The sequence below is a fragment of the Devosia chinhatensis genome, assembly GCF_000969445.1.
GTDB lineage: Bacteria > Pseudomonadota > Alphaproteobacteria > Rhizobiales > Devosiaceae > Devosia > Devosia chinhatensis.
In genome coordinates, this window is the sequence record NZ_JZEY01000054.1 from 1,806,153 (window position 1) to 1,825,012 (window position 18,860).

18 protein-coding genes are annotated in these 18,860 nt (G+C 61.6%); 13 read left to right on the forward strand and 5 right to left on the reverse strand.

Features of this window, described 5'->3' with window-relative positions:
* Positions 1–261 precede the first annotated feature (261 nt).
* The 5 genes from VE26_RS08795 to VE26_RS08815 all read left to right on the forward strand — a co-directional run bounded on the left by VE26_RS08795 (position 262) and on the right by VE26_RS08815 (position 3,791).
* Positions 262–1,758: a carboxypeptidase M32 gene (locus VE26_RS08795; protein WP_046104598.1), complete on the forward strand. Its 1,497-nt coding sequence runs from the start codon at positions 262–264 to the stop codon at positions 1,756–1,758.
* Positions 1,759–1,926: 168 nt separating this feature from the next.
* Positions 1,927–2,361, forward strand: coding sequence for a curlin (locus tag VE26_RS08800; RefSeq protein WP_046104599.1), 435 nt, complete (start codon positions 1,927–1,929; stop codon positions 2,359–2,361).
* 57 nt (positions 2,362–2,418) lie between these two features.
* On the forward strand, positions 2,419–2,805 hold the full coding sequence (csgH, locus tag VE26_RS08805; protein WP_152658771.1) for a curli-like amyloid fiber formation chaperone CsgH: 387 nt from the start codon (positions 2,419–2,421) through the stop codon (positions 2,803–2,805).
* Positions 2,806–2,858: 53 nt separating this feature from the next.
* Positions 2,859–3,260, forward strand: coding sequence for a hypothetical protein (locus tag VE26_RS08810; RefSeq protein WP_046104601.1), 402 nt, complete (start codon positions 2,859–2,861; stop codon positions 3,258–3,260).
* Between the two features lie 111 nt (positions 3,261–3,371).
* Complete coding sequence (locus VE26_RS08815) at positions 3,372–3,791, forward strand: YciI family protein (RefSeq protein WP_046104602.1); 420 nt, start codon at positions 3,372–3,374, stop codon at positions 3,789–3,791.
* 68 nt (positions 3,792–3,859) lie between these two features.
* On the opposite strand, the gene dksA is transcribed toward VE26_RS08815, so the two are convergent.
* The gene (gene dksA / locus VE26_RS08820) at positions 3,860–4,276 is read right to left on the reverse strand and encodes an RNA polymerase-binding protein DksA (protein WP_046104603.1); all 417 of its coding nucleotides are present in this window, start codon (positions 4,274–4,276) and stop codon (positions 3,860–3,862) included.
* 155 nt (positions 4,277–4,431) lie between these two features.
* Positions 4,432–4,851, reverse strand: a complete 420-nt coding sequence (locus VE26_RS08825; RefSeq protein ID WP_046105186.1) for a flagellar assembly protein FliX — start codon at positions 4,849–4,851, stop codon at positions 4,432–4,434.
* Between the two features lie 268 nt (positions 4,852–5,119).
* Here VE26_RS08825 and VE26_RS08830 point away from each other — a divergent pair, with 268 nt between their 5' ends.
* From VE26_RS08830 to flaF, 8 genes are all read left to right on the forward strand, one after another.
* A complete protein-coding gene (locus tag VE26_RS08830) occupies positions 5,120–6,217 on the forward strand; it encodes a flagellar basal body P-ring protein FlgI (protein ID WP_046105187.1) in 1,098 nt (365 codons plus the stop codon).
* A complete protein-coding gene (locus VE26_RS08835) occupies positions 6,217–6,540 on the forward strand; it encodes a rod-binding protein (protein WP_046104604.1) in 324 nt (107 codons plus the stop codon). The genes VE26_RS08830 and VE26_RS08835 overlap by 1 nt, the downstream gene beginning before the upstream one ends.
* A complete protein-coding gene (locus VE26_RS08840; RefSeq protein WP_052715774.1) occupies positions 6,537–7,004 on the forward strand; it encodes a flagellar protein FlgN in 468 nt (155 codons plus the stop codon). The genes VE26_RS08835 and VE26_RS08840 overlap by 4 nt, the downstream gene beginning before the upstream one ends.
* A gap of 111 nt (positions 7,005–7,115) precedes the next feature.
* On the forward strand, positions 7,116–7,457 hold the full coding sequence (locus VE26_RS08845) for a hypothetical protein (RefSeq protein WP_046104605.1): 342 nt from the start codon (positions 7,116–7,118) through the stop codon (positions 7,455–7,457).
* A gap of 202 nt (positions 7,458–7,659) precedes the next feature.
* Positions 7,660–9,462 carry a flagellin N-terminal helical domain-containing protein gene (locus VE26_RS17115; protein ID WP_052715775.1) on the forward strand — a complete coding sequence of 601 codons (1,803 nt, stop codon included), beginning with the start codon at positions 7,660–7,662 and terminating at the stop codon, positions 9,460–9,462.
* Positions 9,463–9,669: 207 nt separating this feature from the next.
* The gene (locus tag VE26_RS08855) at positions 9,670–11,547 is read left to right on the forward strand and encodes a flagellin N-terminal helical domain-containing protein (protein WP_046104606.1); all 1,878 of its coding nucleotides are present in this window, start codon (positions 9,670–9,672) and stop codon (positions 11,545–11,547) included.
* Positions 11,548–11,660: 113 nt separating this feature from the next.
* Positions 11,661–12,086 (forward strand): flagellar biosynthesis repressor FlbT, encoded by a 426-nt coding sequence (gene flbT / locus VE26_RS08860; protein WP_046104607.1) that lies wholly within the window; start codon positions 11,661–11,663, stop codon positions 12,084–12,086.
* Positions 12,037–12,402 (forward strand): flagellar biosynthesis regulator FlaF, encoded by a 366-nt coding sequence (gene flaF, locus VE26_RS08865; RefSeq protein ID WP_046104608.1) that lies wholly within the window; start codon positions 12,037–12,039, stop codon positions 12,400–12,402. The genes flbT and flaF overlap by 50 nt, the downstream gene beginning before the upstream one ends.
* A gap of 61 nt (positions 12,403–12,463) precedes the next feature.
* Here the strand turns inward: flaF and VE26_RS08870 are convergent, their stop codons facing one another.
* The 3 genes from VE26_RS08870 to VE26_RS17120 form a co-directional block, all read right to left on the reverse strand.
* Positions 12,464–14,491, reverse strand: coding sequence for a hypothetical protein (locus tag VE26_RS08870; RefSeq protein WP_046104609.1), 2,028 nt, complete (start codon positions 14,489–14,491; stop codon positions 12,464–12,466).
* 14 nt (positions 14,492–14,505) lie between these two features.
* Complete coding sequence (gene flgK / locus VE26_RS08875) at positions 14,506–16,344, reverse strand: flagellar hook-associated protein FlgK (RefSeq protein WP_046104610.1); 1,839 nt, start codon at positions 16,342–16,344, stop codon at positions 14,506–14,508.
* A 68-nt stretch (positions 16,345–16,412) separates the two neighbouring features.
* Positions 16,413–18,854: a flagellar hook-basal body complex protein gene (locus VE26_RS17120; protein ID WP_052715776.1), complete on the reverse strand. Its 2,442-nt coding sequence runs from the start codon at positions 18,852–18,854 to the stop codon at positions 16,413–16,415.
* Between the last annotated feature and the right edge of the window lie 6 nt (positions 18,855–18,860).

An 18,860-nucleotide genomic window follows, 5' to 3' on the forward strand; every position in this document is an offset into this window, starting at 1 on the left:
CATTGTCGTCCCCCGGCCAGGCGACGAACTTTGCCCGGCCAGACTGCAAGGCGCCGCGTTCCCCCAATGGCGTCGCCTCGCCCCCCAAAGAGGCGCAGCTTCCCCGGCTGCGCCTTTCCCCATTTCCGTTTCTTCTTTCCGGACGCAGGAGTTACGACTTTCCGCGCAGGAGGCGGACGAGACTGAACGAAGCCCGCCGCGACCCTTGATCCTGCTGGACCTCTATGGAAGAGATCAGGCTCAAGATTGCAGGAGCCTTCCATGTCCTTTGCCAAACTCGACGCGCTCGGCCGCCAGCTGGAAGCGCTCGAACACGCCCTCTCCATCCTCGGCGCCGACGAGGCCACGCATATGGCCGTGGGCGGCGGTGAAAAGCGGGCCGAGGCCATGTCCAACCTTGCCGGCATGTATCATGCCAAAGCCACCGCCCCCGAAATTGGCGACTGGATCGAAAAGGCCAAAAACGAGGACCTCGACAGCGACCAGCGCCTGGCCGTCGCCGAGTTCGAGCGCAGCTATGTCAATGCGACCTGCCTGCCGACTGAATTCGTTCAGCGCCGCACCGCGGCCACCATGCGCTCCGAACAGCTCTGGCGAGACCTCCGCGCCAAGGGTGACTGGGTTAGTTTCCTGCCCGCGCTGGAAGGCGTGGTGGCTCTGGTGCGCGAAGAGGCGGCCCTGCGCGCCGACGCCACCGGCCTGGCGCCGTATGATGCCCTCATGGACCAATATGATCCGGGCAACCGCACCGCGGAGATCGATGGCGTCTTCACCGATCTCAAGGGCTTCCTCAAGGATTTCGTGCCCGAGGCGCTCGCGGTGCAGGAGCAGCGTCTCGCCCAGCGGGCGCGCAAGAGCCTCAATGGTCCCTACCCGATCGAAAAGCAGCGGGAACTTGGCCTTGCCGCCATGCGCGCCACTGGCTTCGACTTCACCCATGGCTCGCTCGCCGTCTCACACCACCCCTTCTGTGGCGGCGTGCCGACGGACGTGCGCATGACGACGCGCTACCGCACAGACGAATTCCTGTCTTCCCTGATGGGTGTTCTGCACGAGACGGGTCACGCACTCTATGAGCAGGGTCTGCCCAAGGACTGGTCGCATTGGCCGCTGGGCAAGGCGCGCGGCATGGGCATGCATGAAAGCCAGAGCCTGTTCGTGGAGATGCAGATCGCCCGCAGCGCCGAATTCTGGGAATTCATGCTGCCGCTGGTGCACCAGCATCTGGGTGCAGATGCCATCGCCGGTTGGGATATCGACGACATCCTGGCCGAGGTGAACTTCGTCGAGCGCGGCTATATCCGCGTCGACGCCGACGAGGTGACGTACCCGCTGCACGTGATCCTGCGCTATGAGCTCGAGCAGGACCTCGTCTCCGGCCGGATCGAGGCCAGCCAGATCCCGGAAGCCTGGGACGCCAAGATGACCGAATATCTGGGGATCTCGACCCTGAACGATCCCAAGGACGGCCCGATGCAGGACGTGCACTGGCCCGGCGGCGCCTTCGGCTATTTCCCCAGCTACACTTTGGGCGCCATGATCGCTGCTCAGCTCGGCGCTGCCATGCGCAAGGATATTCCCGACATGGGCACGCAGATGCGCAAGGGCGAGTTCGCCGCCATCAATCAATGGCGCGCGGACCGGGTCTGGAACCAGGCGTCGCGTTACTCAACGCCCGACCTCATCACCCGCGCCACTGGTGAGCCGCTCAACGCCGATCACTTCAAGGCGCATCTGCGTACGCGCTATGGCGCATAAAACCTATTATCTTCCAATTTGTTAGGTCAACGCGCGGATTCAGTTTCCGCGCGTTGACCACGATGAACGCCAGCTGAACCCGCTGCTCAGGCGCCGTTCGAGAACAGAGGTCTAGAACAGTTTCCATCAACGACGCGGCCGGAGGGGCCGCAGTTCAAGGAGACTGAAATGATCCGCACCGTTCTCATCAGCGCCCTCACCGCCACCCTGCTGGCAGGTGCCCTGGCCCCCGCGACCGCCAATGACATCATCATCGATCAGTATGGCTACGGCAATCAGGTCGGCGGCAACCAGTCCGGCTGGAACAATCGTTTCGGCGTCAAGCAGCAGGGTTGGTGGAACAATGCCATCAGCCAGCAGAACGGCAGTCGCAACACCTCGGCCATCGGCCAGCAGGGCAACCGCAATCTCGGCCAGGTCTGGCAGAACGGCCGCAACAATGCCGCTGGTATCGGCCAGTTCGGCGATAACCATACCTCGGTGATCACCCAGGACGGCTACGGCAACGTCACGGCTGGCGTGCAGGTGGGCAATGGCTGCAGTGCGGACGTGGTGCAGCGCGGCTCCAACAACGTCACCGCCTTCGTGCAGGTCTGCAAGTAATCATCCGGACGTGGCCGGCCCCTGGGCCGGCCCGCCCCGACAAGACAGGAGGAAGCCATGGTCCAGATGCCTTTTACCCTCGGCGTCATCGCCCTGCTCGCCTTGGGCGGTGCAGCCCTTGCGGGAAGTGGCAATCCCGCTCCCACACAGGGCGGTGTCAGCTGTGGCGTCGCGACCCGCACGGCCCATGGCATGACAACTTTTCAAGGCGTGGTCGAGGCCCCGGGCAAACTCATCGGCGACTACCGCTTTGCCCTTGTCGGCAAAAGCAACGGTGGCTCCAGCACAATCAGCCAGGGCGGTCCCTTCAGCATCGAAGCCGGTACATCCACCATACTGGGTCAGGCCAGCCTGAATGCAGATGCGCGGGTGGACATCGACTTCACGGTCACCGCCAAGGGACAAACTTACGATTGCTCTCAGCGCCTTACGGCGCAGAGCTGAATCTAGCTGACAAGAGAACGGCCCCCTCGGCCCCAGACAGACGGGAGCACATGATGACACGCACTTGCAGGACCATTGCCGGCCTTTTCCTCGCGCTCGGCCTTTCCACATTGCCGGCCATGGCAGGCGGCCAGATTTCCTTCGGCTTTACGCCTGCCAATCCGGACCAAGCCCGGACGCTCTCGACTGGATTGCAGATCTATTCGTTGGTGCGGGGTATATCGTCGGGTGCCTATGCCGAGCAGAATGGCAGCGGCAATGCCGCCGGGATCGCCCAGCAAGGCCGGAACAACAGGGGCATCATCATCCAGGATGGTAACGGCCATACGGGGATCATCGAGCAGAACGGCAACAATAATTCCTGCGGCCTGTTCCAGTTCGGCACGCGCACTAATGCCCAATGCCTGCAATCGGGCAATGGCCTCTCCGGCATCACGACAGTCTTCGGCTTCTGATTGCATCCTGCCCTGCGTCGCGCAAAATTCGCACTCGATATGTCGAAGCCGGCCGCCTGTATTCGTCGGCAGACAACAGGGCATTCACGCCCGGATCATAAGGAGAGCAAGATGCGCGTCATCGTCTTCGTCAAGGCCACTGCCGATAGTGAAGCGGGCGCAATGCCGTCGCCCGAAATGCTGGAGGCCATGGGCCACTTCAATGAAGAGCTGATCAAGGCCGGGATCATGCAGAGCGGCGACGGGCTGAGGCCGTCATCCTATGGCAAGCGCGTTGCTTTCAGCGGCACCCAACGCTCCGTCATCGACGGCCCCTTTGCCGAAACCAAGGAATTGGTGGCCGGGTTCTGGGTCTGGAATGTCAAGGACATGGACGAGGCAATAGCCTGGGTCAAACGCTGCCCCAATCCGATGCCAACCGACAGCGAGATCGAGATTCGTCCAATCATGGAGCTCGATGCCTTCGATGAGGTCATGACGCCGGACGCCCAGGCCGTCCATGACCGCAACCGCGATCACTTTGCCCGCTGAGGCGATAAACCCTTCAATTCAATAAAAACGCCCCGTTACGGGGCGTTTTTCAAGACCGATGCGCCAGCCTACTCGTCGCGGTAGACTTTTTCGCGGCGCTCGTGCAGTTCCTGGGCTTCCAGGCTCAGAGTTGCCGTCGGACGGGCATCGAGGCGGGCAATACCGATCGGATCGCCAGTTTCCTCGCAATACCCGTAGGTGCCGTCGTCGATACGCTTTAGGGCAGAGTCGATCTTGGAGATCAGCTTGCGCTGCCGGTCACGGGTGCGCAATTCGAGGGAGCGATCGCTTTCGGAGCTGGCCCGGTCCGCCATGTCCGGATGGTTCTGGCTCTCTTCCTGCAGGTTTTCGAGGGTCAGCCTGCTCTCACGCAGGATTTCGTCCTTCCAGTTCAGCAGCTTGTTCCGGAAGTATTCCCGCTGGCGCGGGTTCATGAACGTCTCGTCCTCGCTCGGCCGATAGTCCGTTACGTCAACTGAAGACATGAGCAGACTCAACTCCAATACGCCCCTTGGCGGCCTATATATGCCGCTCGCCCGCCTCGGGCAAGCGCACAAGTTACCTCTCGTTAACGGGCAACGAGCCCGCTTTACCGGCGCTTAGCGCAGAGGTGACGACAAGGTGATGACGGCCGGGATGCTCAGCCCTGCGGATAGCGCCCGCGCTTTGCCAGTTCGACCAGAACCCGCAGCTCAATTTCATCGACCAGGGCATCGAGTGCAGGGTCGACCCGTTCGCGCAAGCCCGCAATCTGACCTGCCAGGGCGTCGAGCTGGCCGGCGCCGATACCCCCGACCAACAAGTCTGCCTTGAGATCTTCGAGCAGGTCCAGCAATTGGCTGCCGCGTTTGACCGCGCGGCGGCGGCTTTCGCGAAAATCGCCCACGGCCTGGAGCGCCAGAATGGCATCCAGTCCAGCGGTCGGCGCCACCGGCGTGGCATTGGACACGCGCGCCGCACCATGCTCACCAGCCGGCACGAAAGCCGGTCCGCTGCCCGACCGGCTGGCTTGTGACCGGCCGGCAACGGAATTGGTGCGATTTGGGCCGTCGATGCGCAAAGGCGGACTCATCTGCCGGAGAAGCGATGACGGCAAAATCTGCCCAGCCTCGTTAACAGAGCGTTAATTTACCCGGCAAGAATTGCACACCACTCTCACCGGGACAGGAGAGCCGACACCAGCAGGAAAATTTAGATATTTAAATTCAATGCCTTAAGGGTACTCAGCCAGTCTGGCACGCTTCTGGCATCTGTCACGACAAAGGCCGCGCCATACCATGACGCGACTTGTTCCGGGGTTGAAGATGCCAAAACGCCTGTTCCGCACCATGATCGCCGCAACGCTTTGCGCCGCGCTGGCCTTGCAGCCTCTCTCGGCGCAGGCCGCTCCGGCGCGGATCAAGGACATCGTGGACATGGAGGGCGTCCGCGAGAACCAGCTGGTCGGCTATGGCCTGGTGGTCGGCCTTAACGGCACGGGCGACAGCCTCAACAATTCGCCTTTCACCAAGCAGTCGCTGCAATCCATGCTCGAACGGCTGGGCGTCAACACTCAGGGCGAAAATGTCCGGACCGCCAATGTGGCGGCCGTGATGGTAACGGCCAACTTGCCGGCCTTCTCCACCCAGGGCTCGCGCATGGACGTGACCGTGTCGGCCCTGGGGGACAGCGACAGTCTCCAGGGCGGCACGCTCCTTGTGACCCCTCTGCTCGGCGCCGATGGGGAGGTCTATGCCATTGCCCAGGGCTCGGTATCGATCAATGGGTTCAAGGCACAGGGCGACGCCGCCACGGTGGTCTCGGGCGTACCGACGACGGGCCGGATTTCCTCGGGCGCGCTGATCGAGCGCGAAATCGACTTTCACCTCGGATCTCAGAATTCGCTGCGTCTGGCCCTGCGCAACCCGGACCTGACCACGGCGCGTCGTATCGCCCTGGCGGTCAACGATTTCATCGGCGCGCCCACGGCGGTGCCCGAGGATCCTGCCACGGTGCGCCTCACCCTGCCCCGCGGCTTCAACGGCAACATCGTCGACCTGCTGACCGACATCGAGCAGTTGATTGTCCAGACCGACCAGCCGGCAAAGATCGTCATCGACGAAAATTCCGGCATCATCGTCATGGGCAAGGACGTCCGCGTCTCGGCCGTGGCCGTCGCCCAGTCGAACCTGACGGTGACCATTGCGGAAAACCCGCAGACGGTTCAGCCGAACCCGCTGAGCCAGGGCCAGACCAATGTCGACCCCAACACCACCCTCAACGTCAACCAGACAGACAGCGCGCTTCAGGTGGTGCCGGAAAGCGTCACGCTTCAGGAACTGGTCGACGGCCTCAATGCCCTGGGGATCTCTCCCCGCGACCTCATCGCCATCCTGCAGGCGATCAAGGTCACTGGCGCTCTCCAGGCCGAAATCGAGGTGCTGTGATGACCACGATCGACAAGGCCGGCGCCCTGTCCCCGCAGCAGACGCTGCGCATTCGCCAGCAGGCGGAGGAAATGGAGGGCGTGTTCCTCAACATGCTCACCAAGCAGATGTTTTCCGGCCTCAAGCCGGACGAGAATTTCGGCGGCGGTTTCGGTGAAGAGACCTGGCGCTCCATGCAGGGGGAAGAACTCGCCAACACCATTGCGCGCAGCGGCGGCGTCGGCATTGCCGATCAGCTGATGGGCGAAATGATCGCCGCGCAGGAAGCGGCCAATGCGTCCCGCACGATGATGTATCCCAGTAACGGAGTTTACGGAAAATGACCGCAGCCGCCCGCCTTGCTGCCCTCGACGCCATGCCGGCCCTTGACCTGTGCAGTCATGCCGAAACGGCTCTTGCGGCTCTGGTCGACGTCATGAACCAGGAAACCACGCTCCTGCGTGCGGGACACCTGCGTGAAGCCGGAAAGCTGACGCCTGACAAGGCTCGCCTGGCTCAGGATTATGTCACCCTGGCCCGCACCATTCAGCGGCAATCCGCCCGGCTGGCCGCCGAGGCGCCAGAAGCGCTGACCCGGCTGCGCTCCGGTCATGAAAGCCTGGCCACCCAGATGGCAGAGAACCTGCGCGTGCTGGCTACGGCCAAGACCGTCACCGAGGATGTGCTCACCGACGTGGCGCGCATGGTTGGCCAGCAGAACCGCACCAGGACCTATGGCACGGGCGGCCAGGTGTCGGCCGATCCAGCCGCATCGGCCAGGGGACTGGCCATCAACAGGGCGCTTTGACCGGCCCCGAAAAGCCGCGCATTTGATTCAATTGCAGGCATCGGCGGTGACCTGGCCCTAAACCGGGCTGTTATAGCGTTTCCCTGAATTGGTGCTTTCGGGGAAATGCCAATGGTGACAAACCTTGTTGTAGAGCCGGTGCTGCCGGGCACGACACATCTTCACGATTTCCGCCATCGCCCGGCCATGGGCGAGCGCACGATGCTGCCGGACAGCGCCGCCAGACCGCAGCCCAGCCCGCAGCCACGCAACGAGCAGCGGCAAGGAGACCGCCGACAGGAAAACGCGCGGACCGAGCCGCCGCAGCGCAGCTCCTCATCCATGTTTGCCGCCGCGATCATCGCTGGCGCATTGCCGCCGGTGCCCAAGTCGATGGAAGAATTGATCCGTCGCATCGGCATGAGCGAAATCCCGCAGGAATCCGAGGCGCGCCTCAAAGACATTCTGGCTTAGTTACCGCCGCCTGAAAAAGCCGCATCACCACTTTAAAAAGCCCCGAAAGCCGGGGCTTTTTGCATTCCGAGCGTCCGGATCAAGCTGAATTGCCGCAAGTCTTACGCGGCGGCTTAACGCTTCTTTATGGTCTCACGGTCAGGATGCGGCAAGCCTCAGGAGAGGTGTCGTACATGCGTAATCCTAGAAAAGGACCCAGCCAATGAGTGATATCTCGCTCTCGAAAGCCGTTCGCTCGAACCTGCTTTCCCTCCAGAACACCGCTTCCATGATGGCAAAGACGCAGGAGCGTCTTGCTACTGGTAACAAGGTGAATTCGGCTCTGGACAATCCGACCAACTACTTCACTGCTGCATCGCTCAACAGCCGCGCTGGCGACATTAATCAGCTCCTCGATGGCATGGCCAATGGCATCCAGACTATCAAGGCTGCCGACAATGGCCTTTCTGCGATCACCAAGACGCTCGAGTCCATGCAGTCGACCCTCCGCCAGGCGCGTCAGGACAAGTCGTTCAAGACCGAGTCGTTCAGCTTCGATCCGACGTCGATCGACACTGCTGACGTCAAGAACTTGACCTTTTCGGGTGGTTCGATCACCGGCAGCGTCAACGTCGCCCTGAACACGGCGGACGCAGCTCCGACCGTCTCCACGGCAGTCGGCACCGGCTTCACTGCTCCGAGCGCAGGCACTGCACCTGACGATTTGATTGGCACGGCGCCTACCGCGCTGAATGACAATGCCTCGATGACGTTCTCGGTCAACGGCGTTGACGTTTCCATCACAAATAGCAGCGGCGCGAACTACGACGCCGGGGAAACCGTTGCTGCACTCGCAGCGCAGATTGAAGACCTTCGAGACAATGGTACGGCCGCCCAGCAGGCAGCACTGGCCGATATCGTGGTGGACACCACCGGCGACGTACTGACCCTCAGCAACGCCACCGAGGGCAGCAGCATCACTGTTGCAGGTGCTGATGCTGCGCTCGCAGGCTTTGCCGTCGGCAACCGCACGAGCGCTGGTGATGCGCCTGAAAGCTTCACCGTGACTGTTGCCGGTCGTGAAGTTGTCCTCAACAGCACTAACGCATCCGATGCGACCACTGCTGCGGCCACGATTAACTCCGCAATCTCTGCCGACGGCTTTTCTGCGGAGGAGGACGGTGGCTTCATCCGCATCAATGGACCGGCTGACGGTTCGGCGAACGTTACCATCACCGGCAGCACCGCTGCTTTGAACGCCATCTTCGGTGCCAACACCGCTCCGACGGTTACGCCTGGCGCCACTGGCGAAGGGACCGTGCGTTCAGTCAATGATCTGGTGACGGCTATTAATGGAAACGCCGACCTGCGCGGCAACATCCGTGCGTCAAACGATAACGGTAAACTGCGCATCGAAAACCTGTCGACCACCGACCTCGACATTGCTGGCATCGGCGCAGAAAATGCGATTGATGGAACCACTGCCACGCCAGTTGAAGTTGGTGGCAATACCACTCGTTCCGATCTTGCGGCACAGTTCCGCGATCTTCGCGACCAGCTGGACAAGCTGGCGGACGACGCTTCGTTCAACGGTATCAACCTGCTGCGCGGCGACAACCTGCAAATCACCTTCAACGAGACCAGCACGTCGGAACTGAATATCCGTTCCAAGGATGAACAGGGCATCAGCTCCGCCATCCTCGGCCTCAACACAAACCTGCAGGCCAGCGATCTCGACCGGGATTCAAACATCGATACGCTGATCGCCGGTGTTAAGACTGCGATCAATACTGTGCGCTCGCAGGCTTCGGCCTTCGGCTCATCGCTCTCGGTGGTGCAGAACCGTCAGGACTTCTCCAAGAACATGATCAACACGCTTCAGACTGGCGCTGCCAACCTGACGCTGGCCGACATGAACGAAGAAGCCGCCAACCTGCTGGCCCTGCAGACTCGCCAGTCGCTGAGCTCCTCGGCTCTGTCGATGGCTTCGCAGGCCGACCAGTCGGTGCTGCAGCTGCTCCGCTAAAAGTCAGCGACGCCTACCAGATCGCAAAGGGGCGGGCCGCAAGGTCCGCCCTTTTCGTTGCGCCCCGCTAAATTTCTCGCCAAAGCTTAACCGGGATGGTTAACCAGAGGTTAGAGTTAACACCTCGTTAGGATTCATTGATTAACGCTTATCTCATGTCCAGGGACGGAATCGCTCTGATTCCGACGCTGTTTTGAGGGAAGCACCATGTCCGATATTTCATTGTCCAAAGCGGTCCGGTCGAACCTGCTGTCGTTGCAGAACACCGCTTCCCTCATGGAAAAGACGCAGAACCGATTGGCGACCGGCAACAAGGTCAATTCGGCTCTCGATAACCCCACAAACTTCTTCACCGCCTCGGCGCTGAATGCCCGCGCTGGTGACCTTGGACAATTGCTCGACGGCATGGCCAACGGCATCCAGACGCTGCAAGCGGCTGATAATGGCCTGTCGGCGATCACCAAGACCTTGGAATCGATGCAGTCAGTGCTGCGCCAGGCGCGGCAAGACAAGACATTCTACACGGCCTCCTACGAGATTTCGCCAGGCGCTACCGGCAATATCACCTTCGCCGACGGGTCCGTAGGGCCCATGACCCGCAGCATTCCCCTTCAGAACCTGGGCTTGACCAACACGGCTCTGGGCATGGCCGCTCCGAGCGGCGCTGGCACTGCCGGAAGCGCCGGTGGCCCAACCAATGGTACAGGCACATTCTCCGTTACCGGTCCTCTCGGTCTGGGTGACGATACGGTGTCGTTCAATGTGGTGATCGATAGCGTCGCTCAGCCCATTACCCTGGACGCAGCTGCCTTGACGGCTGCGGGTCTGGTGGGTGGCGACATTACCGACAATGACGACCTGGTTGCTGTGCTCAACGATCAGCTTACAGGCGCGACCGCCGCCGTGGTCGGTGGCGAGATTGTCGTGACATCCGCCTCCACCGGCGTCGCCTCTACCGTCAGCTTCGGTGCAGCGACGATCACCGACAACGGTCTCGACACCACCGACAACGCCGTTGTCGCAAATCTCGGGCTTGCCGCTGCGACTTCCGATGACGGTCAGGCCACTGGTCCGGCAAGCGCGGGCTCCAACACGCTGACCTGGTCGGGAACTCCGATCCAGGTGAACAACGATGCCCGCATCAGCTTCACCGCCAATATCAATGGCGTGAACCAGCAGATCGAGATCACTCGCAAGGACGTCCTGCGGGTGGGCAACAGCGACGGCACCATCGACAGCGCCAACGAGTTCGCGGCAATCCTCGCAGCCAAGATCGACGGCGTTACCGCCTCTGCAAGCGGCAACACCATAACCGTCACATCCAAGCAGACGGGCGCAGCCTCTTCGGTATCGCTTGGCGCTGCAACGATCTCCGGCCTCAACTACAATTCCGACGAGCTGGTCAACGCAGTCAACAACAACGAGCACCTCAAGAATCGTGTTCGGGCCTCCAACGACAATGGCAAGCTGCGCATCGAAAACCAGTCCACTCAGGAACTCTCGGTCAACGGCGTCGATTCTGCCGGCACCATTGTCGGTGGCAGCACCACCGGCGCCAAGATCATCGGCAACACCGTCCGTTCCGACCTGACGCGGCAGTTCAATGAATTGCGCGACCAGCTGGACAAGCTCAGCGACGACGCGTCCTTCAACGGCGTCAATCTGCTGCGCGGCGACCAGCTGACCATCATGTTCAACGAGACGGGCACCTCCTCGATCGACGTCCAGACCAAGGACGAGATGGCGCTGAACTCGGCCAAGCTCAATCTCTTCAACATCCAGCCCGAAGAGCTCGATCTCGATACGGACATCGACGAACTGCTTTCGACGGTCAAGATAGCGCTATCCTCGGTGCGCACCCAGGCCTCGACCTTCGGCCAAAACCTGTCCATGGTCGAAAATCGCCAGGCGTTCACCAAGAACATGATCAACACGCTGGAAACCGGCGCTGCCAACCTGACGCTGGCCGACATGAACGAAGAAGCCGCAAATCTTCTCGCGCTGCAGACGCGTCAGCAATTGTCGTCCAACTCGCTGTCGCTGGCCAGCCAGGCCGACCAGTCAGTGCTCCAGCTGCTCCGCTAAGGCGCCATCGACGTCGCCATTCCAGCAGGGCGGGCTCAGGTGCCCGCCTTTGTTGTTTTGGCTCCCTCCAGCGCGTAAGCTACTTCCATTCCGGACGTCCATGAGGCGAAACAATGGCCCTGAAGGTCGAACTGAAACCAGGCGAGAAACTGCTCGTCGGCAATTGCATCATCACCAATTCCGATCAGCGGACGCGCCTGTTCATCGAAGGCCGCGCCCCCATCCTGCGCGAGAAGGACATTCTGACCGCAGAGACCGCAGACACGCCCGCCAAGCGCATCTATCTGGCCGTGCAGCTCATGTATATCGAGGACGATATCAGCACGACGCGCGAGGAATATTTTGGCCTCGTGGACGACTTTGTGCAGGCGGTTCCATCGGCCACCGAGATAGTGACGCAAATAAACAACGAGATATTAACCGGGCAGTTATACAAAGCCCTAAAAGCTGGCCAGAAGCTGATCGAGTACGAACAGGAAGTCCTTTCCCATGTATCAACAGGGCGCCAACGCCTACCTTCAGACGACCAAAGTCGTTGAATCCCCACGCGAGCGGGAATCGGCCCTGCTGATGCGCGCGGCGGCCAGTTTGCAGAAGGTAAAGGACGAATGGCCCAACAGCTTTGATGATCTGGAGCAGGCCCTGGCCTTCAACCGCAAGCTCTGGTCCATCTTCATGGTTGCAGTGACCAAGGAAGATAACCCCCTCCCCCAGGAAATCCGCCAGAACATCGCCAATCTGGGTCTTTTCGTGATGAACCAGACCCGCGAGATGATGATGGAGCCACGGGCTCAGAAACTCGAGGTTCTCGTCCGCCTCAATCGCCAGATCGCTGCCGGCTTGCGCGGCATGTAGACGGTCCAAAGCAGCAAATGCCGGAAGGCCTCGCGCAAGCGGGGCCTTTTGCTTTGGCGGGCTAGAGGAAGTTGACGAGGCTCAGCTTGCTCACCATGGCGGTCACCTGGTAGCTGGCCGTCAGCCGAGTCTGCAGGGCCATGATTTCCATGGCCACGTCTTCCTTGCTGACCGTCTCGACATCACTGAGCAGATTGTCGAGCTGAGCCTTGTAATTGGTATGACGCTGGCTGGCTGCATTCATGGTCGACCAGGCGACGCCGATCTCCATGGCCACCAGCTCGATAGAGCCGCGCTCGACATTGCGCGCCTCGGACAATTGCAGCTGCTGGCGGCGCGCCATGGCGTCGAAACGCTGCTTGGCGGGATCCAGTGATGCGGCGCTGGGATCGGTAGCGTTGAGGACCTCGGGATAGGTCTCCGCCGACATGGCCGCGAACGAGCGCATCATGCGCAGATAGCCACTTTCATTGGCCTGCATGCCGTAATTGACCCGGCCCGCATCTTCTACCGACGCCGAGACGGATTGGCGCGGATTGCCTTCGGCGTCGGCCGCTGCCTCGGTGACAGAGCGCAGCATGGCCTTCTCGAAATTCTTCGAGGTCTCCTCGATCGATGCACCGATAGAGAACTGGCCGGGACCGGCCTTGCCTGAAACAGCAGTCAGGGTAACTTCGCGCATGCGATTGCTCGGCGCCGGCTCCTTGAGGGTCAGCGTTACGCTGTCGCCGGGCTGCTCTGTGCCGTCGAACACCACGTTCATCGAGGCGGGACCGCCGGAAACGCCGGGCGAATAGGTTGTTGCCGGGCTGGTACCGGACGTCGACTGCCCCGTCACCGCGCTGGTGATGCGGAACCCATGGGCCGGCGATACCGGCGAGTTTTCCGTCAGCGACACGCGACCCGTCGGGCTGGGAGGCACACCCGCAGCATCGGCATCGTAGCTCTGGCTCGCTTCCAGTCGCCCCATTCCGACGGCAGATACGGCAGCCGTCTGGCCACCATACCACATCACCGTGTCATTGGGGCTGGCCACGCGCAGGGCTGTCGCCGTCGCCGGATTGCCGCTCACGCGCAAGACAGGTTCGCCGGCCGCGTTGAAGAAATTCTCAGCCGCAGCAAAAGCCGAGGCTGCAGCAAGTTCACCGGGCGCGGTCTGGGCCAGCTTGGCGTGCATGGCATCCATGAAATTACTGGCTGTCTGACCGACGGCGATCGCCGGATCGGCGTCGGCACCGATGATGAACTCGCCCGGCTTGCCCGTAGCATTGGCCGCATCGGTCGCCGTGAGGGTGATCTGGGTTTCCGTGCCATCGGGCAAGGTCAGCCCCAAGGTAATGGTCTGGCCTGGCTTGACCGTGTCGGCCGGCGGATTGTGGAAGCTGATCGAAACCTGGTCGCCCAAAGGCGCGGGACCAGCCTTGGGCTCCGACAGCGTAACGCCCCCGCCCGTGCTCGACAGGGTGGAGAGCTTGAACCCGAAGGGGTGGACACCGTCCTCGCTCACCGTGACCACGTTGGGAGAGAGCGGATCGATGCTCGCGCCCACGCGACCCATTCCGTTCACACCGGCATCGGCGGCGCGGCGCTCGGTCAGCACAGTCTGGTATCCGGCCCGGCCACCAGCACCATTCATGAGCACATCGGTATCCGGCAGCGGCGGCTTGTCGGTTACCGAGCCACCGAACAGGTAGCGGCCTCCGACATCGGAATTGAGCATGGTGACCATTTCGTCCAGCCGTGCCCGCGACTGCGCCGAGATGGTAGCCATGTTGATATTGTTGGTGCCGTACTGGCCCAGCTGCGCCGAGTTGCGCGCCTCGCCCTCGATCTTGTCCATGCGGCTGAGCGCATTGTCGTAGAAGCTGAGGCGCAACGACACCTGCTCGATACTGGCATTGTAGCCTGAAATTGTGCTGAGCCGGGAGCGAACGGACAGCGAGACCGGCAGGTCGCGGCCCATATCGGCAAGCGTTTGCGCTTTCACGCCCGTCCCCAACTGCATCTGCAGCGTGGCGAACTTGTCCTGCATTTTGGAGATGACCCCAAAGCCGGTCTGCAGCGGAAACATCGACTTGTTGACGATCATGGCGCGCTACTCCTTCAAGTCGACCGGAACAGGGTATCGAGCAGTTCCTTGACCACCGATACAATGCGGGCATTGGCAGCATAGGCGCTCTGTAACTGGGTCAGCCGCGCCATCTCCTCGTCCATGTTGACCCCATATTCGGTTTCCATCTGGCTGGTGATGGTATCGAGGGTCAGCACCCGGTCATCGCGCTGGGACAGGGCCGCACCGATCATGGTGCCCTGATAGTTGAGTACCTGCCCGATCAATTGCTCCACATTGCCATTCAACTGATGGCGCCCCGCATTCTGGGCCGGCGTCGTGCCGGAAACGAAGCTCATAGAATTGAGCTGCTTGAGCACATATTCGGGGCGTGAGGCGTCACCCAGCGTGTGATCGACATCAAACTGCACAAGAAGCCTGTTGTCGGCCACGACCGCCGGGTTGATGCTGATGCGCGCGGCAAAGCCCAGGATCTGCGGCGGATCGGTATTGAGATTGCCGGTAAAGGCGGACCCGCCCTGATCGACGAACAAGGCCATGCCGAGCTCGCCCGTCTGCATGCCATTGGCCGTGCCGCGGGTGGTCAGACCGGTAATGTCCCGGGTGCCGTTGGCGCCGTCGTCGAGTGCTTGCAACTTGCCGGCGGCAGGGCTGGTTATGGCGATGCCCGGCAGCTTGGTCTGGAGTATCGCTGCGGCCGCGCCGGCATTGGACAGATCCACCGAGATGACGCGCTGGCCGCTGGCATCGACAAAGTCCTGGCCATTGGTGCTGTGGACGATGCGCACCCGCTGCTCCGCCCCGTTCACCGTATAGGTGAGGGAGACGTCATTGCCGGGCTGCAGGTGCGAAATGTCGGCGACGAGCCCGGTGCGCCCTGCCCCATCATTTGCAGAGCTGCCAGGAGTGGTGATGGTCGAGAACGACTTCGCCAGCGCGCCGGCAATCTCATCGAGCTGGTTCTGCGCTTCCACGAGAGTCTTGTCGCGCAGCTGCACCAGGCCCGCAAGCTCGCCACCCTGCAGCACGCCCTGCCGGATCAAGTCGATGGTAAGGCCCGATGGCGTCACCAATTGCAGGGTACCGACGCGGCTGTCGGTGGCTTCGGATGTTGCCAGTGCACCGGGAGACAGAGCGCCGGCAGAGGTGAATTTGAAGGTGCTGGCGCCATTGTCGATAAGACCGACGCCCGACCGGGTCATCAGGGCCACCGTACCATTGGCCCGATAATCGGCCTGGACGTCGATCACGCCGGCAATGCCTGCCACGAGCCGGTCGCGCTGGTCGAGCAGCGACGCTCTGGCGGTATCCGTCATGCCCAGATCGAGCATGCGATTGTTCACCTCGTTGAGCGAGACGAGCATTGCGTTGACGTTGGTGACGTTATTGGCGATCTGCGTTTCGGTTTCCTGGCGCATTTCCTGCACCATGCCCGAAAGCATGTTGAGCCGCTGGGCCATGCCTTGGGCCTCGGCGACGACATTGGCGCGAGCCGGATAATCATCGGGGCTGGTTGCCAGCGCCTGGAGTGAGTTCTTGAATGAGCCGAACATGGTGTCCAGCGAGCCGCTGGCACCGGGTTTGCCCAGAAGAGCCTGGAGCTTGTTGAGATAGTCGCCGGCGACGGAGGCCGAGGCCGTGTCGGACACCTGGCGATTGTAATAGGTCTGCAGGCTCTGGTTGAAGGCGCGATTGATGCCCGTGGTGCGGGCATAGGACGAGTTGACCGAATTGTAGTCGACAACGTTCAGCGACTGCTTGTGATAGCCGGGCGTGCCGGCATTGGCCACGTTGCGGCTCAGGACCGAAATCGAGTCCTGGCTGGTCCGCAGACCCGAAACGGCATTGGAAAGCGACGAAATCAGACCCATCTAGGCGGCCCTCAACCCCAGGACGTCGGTTCGGGGTCCTGCCCCGAACCGAATGTTCGAACCGCGTCTCAGCGGACCATGTTCAGGGCTTCCTGCAGCATCTCGTCGGCAGTCGAGACGATGCGGGTCGCTGCCGAATAGGCCTGCTGGGTGATGATCAGCTTGGTGAACTCGTCCGAGATATCGGTATTGGAGGCTTCCAGCGCTCCACCCAGAATCCCGGAACCTGACAGATCGAAGATCGGCTCGCCCGATTCCGAGGTCGATTGGTAGACGCCGCCATCGAGACGCTTGAGCGAATTGACGCCGTTGAACTGGGCGGTCACCACCTGCGCCATGTCGATGCGCTCACCATTGGAATAGGTAGCCACGACGCGACCCGAATCCGTGATCGCCACCGACAGGAATTCGCCGGCGCCGTAGCCGTTCTGATTGAGCCGCGAGACCGACACCGTACCGTTGACGTCAGCGAACTGGGAAACGCCGTTGGCTTCGTGCCGCAGCTCCACATTGCCGATCTGGATACCGTTGACGGTCAGGTTGTTGATCATCACTGTCGGCGTTCCGCTGCCCATCAGCGAGCCATTGGCGCCGAACTGATAGGTTTCGCCGACATTACGCCAGGCCGGCGCGCCGCCTACTGCGTTGCTGTCGGTGAGATAGAACAGGTTCCAGGTATCCACCCCGCCTGCCGCTGCACTGTCCACCTTGGCCCAGCGCAGTTGCACGTTCGCCGGTGCGCCATTGCTGGCATAGACTGTGATCGCGCCGCCCTCGATCGACTGGGCGATGAACTGGTCCTCGTTGGCGGCCGTGATGTAGTCGAGCGAACCCGTTGCTGCGGGCATGGTGCCATCGACGCCAAGGGCGACGGCGCCATTGCCCGAGATAGTCACGTCGTAATGGTAGTTGCCGGCAAAGTTCACCTGCACGGCGCCATTGGAATAGCCCACTTCGACCGCCGCAGCACCTGCGCCTCCATTGGCGCGCAGATCGGCCTGGATTGCGGCCAGCATCTGCTCGAGGGACTGGCCGGCATTGATCTCGGTCTGTCCGGCGGTCGGCGTTACGGTGCCATCGGTATCGAAGACATAGGTGCGGGTGATGTTGCCAACCGTCACGCTCATGGTCTGTCCGTTGGAAACGACCAGGTCTGCCGGCATGTTGGCCGCAGTCATCGCGCTTCCCACCACATGCACGTGCGGGCCGGCGCCAATACCCAGCATGTTGCCGGTCGTGGCCCCACCGACGGCGCGATATGTAGCAAATTGCAGGGCAGCGGTACTGGTGGCCCCACCGCTGATCTCCACCTTCCCATTGCGCATCTTGGCGGTCATGGTCGGATCGATGCCCTGGAGGGCGGTCTGCAGGCTTGCCAGGGTGGCATCGATATCGCCAGTGGCGTCTATGGTGATTTCACCGGCGCTGGCCGTGTTGTAGGCCGGATGAACGCCGAGACCATGGGTAATGGCTAGGTCACCTGTGGCAGGATCATAGGTCGTTGTGGAGCCGGCGAAGGCTGCCTGAGTAGCAGCCTGCAGCCCGGCACTATCGGCGGTCTGCGCACCGAAATTGACCGTGACGCCGCCCACATCGAACGTGCCTATGGCATGCAGGGCCGCCAGATCGTCCTGCGAGATGCGCAGGTTCGTCGTGCCGGCAGTGATACCGTCGCCAGCCGTGGCGCTGACGGCGCTGACCATGGGGTCGACACCGCCACCCGTATTGAAGCGGAAATTGTAGGTCGTGCCACCCACGGACATGCGCATCACGTCACGGTCGTTGATGACCGTGGAAGCAGCGGCATTGCCGAGATATTCGCCACCGGTCGCACGGGCCGGAATCATCGAGGCAAAACTGTTCAGCGCCCCACCGCTGGTATGCGGAATGACCGGCGCGCCTTGCACGTTGGAATAGGTCCAGGGCTTGAGCAGCTCGCTGTTTGGCGTGGTCGCATTGTAGGCTGCCGGCTTGGGCATCTGCGGCAGGTTGGCCTGGTAATTGACCGTGCGCGTCACATTGGCGGGCAGGAAGGCGTTGGAGAGCCGGATCACCTCCGGAACGGAACCCGAGATATTGCCGGTCGCCGGGTCAATCGGCAGCCCCTTGAGATAATAGCCGGCACCGTTGACCAGCAGACCGTCCTTGTCGATTTCGAAATCGCCGCGGCGGGTAAAGTAGTTCGAACCGGCGAAGACCGAATTACCGTCAGACTGCCCGACCTTGGGCTCCACCACGAAGAAGCCGTTGGTATTGAGCGCAATGAACGTCTCGTTCGAACTGGTCTGGATATCGCCCTGAAGGTTATTGGTCGCTCGGGATTGCGCCAGGACGGCGCCTGGCACCTGGGCTTTCAGCGGCGCATCGGGGATCAGATCGACAAAACTCGTCTCCATGCGCTTGTAGCCGATGGTCTGAGAATTGGCGATATTGCCCGAAATGTTCTCCAGCGAATGCGCCTGCGCCCGCAGGCCGGTCACCGCGCTGGAAAGAGCCCCATAGATACCCATCTGTCA

Excerpts from the sequence above, each read along its gene's own strand:
- VE26_RS08795 (WP_046104598.1), top strand. The coding sequence starts at position 262 with ATGTCCTTTGCCAAACTCGACGCGCTCGGCCGCCAGCTGGAAGCGCTC.
- VE26_RS08800 (WP_046104599.1), top strand. The coding sequence starts at position 1,927 with ATGATCCGCACCGTTCTCATCAGCGCCCTCACCGCCACCCTGCTGGCA.
- csgH (WP_152658771.1), top strand. The coding sequence starts at position 2,419 with ATGGTCCAGATGCCTTTTACCCTCGGCGTCATCGCCCTGCTCGCCTTG.
- VE26_RS08810 (WP_046104601.1), top strand. The coding sequence starts at position 2,859 with ATGACACGCACTTGCAGGACCATTGCCGGCCTTTTCCTCGCGCTCGGC.
- VE26_RS08815 (WP_046104602.1), top strand. The coding sequence starts at position 3,372 with ATGCGCGTCATCGTCTTCGTCAAGGCCACTGCCGATAGTGAAGCGGGC.
- dksA (WP_046104603.1), bottom strand. The coding sequence starts at position 4,276 with ATGTCTTCAGTTGACGTAACGGACTATCGGCCGAGCGAGGACGAGACG.
- VE26_RS08830 (WP_046105187.1), top strand. The coding sequence starts at position 5,120 with ATGATCGCCGCAACGCTTTGCGCCGCGCTGGCCTTGCAGCCTCTCTCG.
- VE26_RS08835 (WP_046104604.1), top strand. The coding sequence starts at position 6,217 with ATGACCACGATCGACAAGGCCGGCGCCCTGTCCCCGCAGCAGACGCTG.
- VE26_RS08840 (WP_052715774.1), top strand. The coding sequence starts at position 6,537 with ATGACCGCAGCCGCCCGCCTTGCTGCCCTCGACGCCATGCCGGCCCTT.
- VE26_RS08845 (WP_046104605.1), top strand. The coding sequence starts at position 7,116 with ATGGTGACAAACCTTGTTGTAGAGCCGGTGCTGCCGGGCACGACACAT.
- VE26_RS17115 (WP_052715775.1), top strand. The coding sequence starts at position 7,660 with ATGAGTGATATCTCGCTCTCGAAAGCCGTTCGCTCGAACCTGCTTTCC.
- VE26_RS08855 (WP_046104606.1), top strand. The coding sequence starts at position 9,670 with ATGTCCGATATTTCATTGTCCAAAGCGGTCCGGTCGAACCTGCTGTCG.
- flbT (WP_046104607.1), top strand. The coding sequence starts at position 11,661 with ATGGCCCTGAAGGTCGAACTGAAACCAGGCGAGAAACTGCTCGTCGGC.
- flaF (WP_046104608.1), top strand. The coding sequence starts at position 12,037 with ATGTATCAACAGGGCGCCAACGCCTACCTTCAGACGACCAAAGTCGTT.
- VE26_RS08870 (WP_046104609.1), bottom strand. The coding sequence starts at position 14,491 with ATGATCGTCAACAAGTCGATGTTTCCGCTGCAGACCGGCTTTGGGGTC.
- flgK (WP_046104610.1), bottom strand. The coding sequence starts at position 16,344 with ATGGGTCTGATTTCGTCGCTTTCCAATGCCGTTTCGGGTCTGCGGACC.
- VE26_RS17120 (WP_052715776.1), bottom strand. The coding sequence starts at position 18,854 with ATGGGTATCTATGGGGCTCTTTCCAGCGCGGTGACCGGCCTGCGGGCG.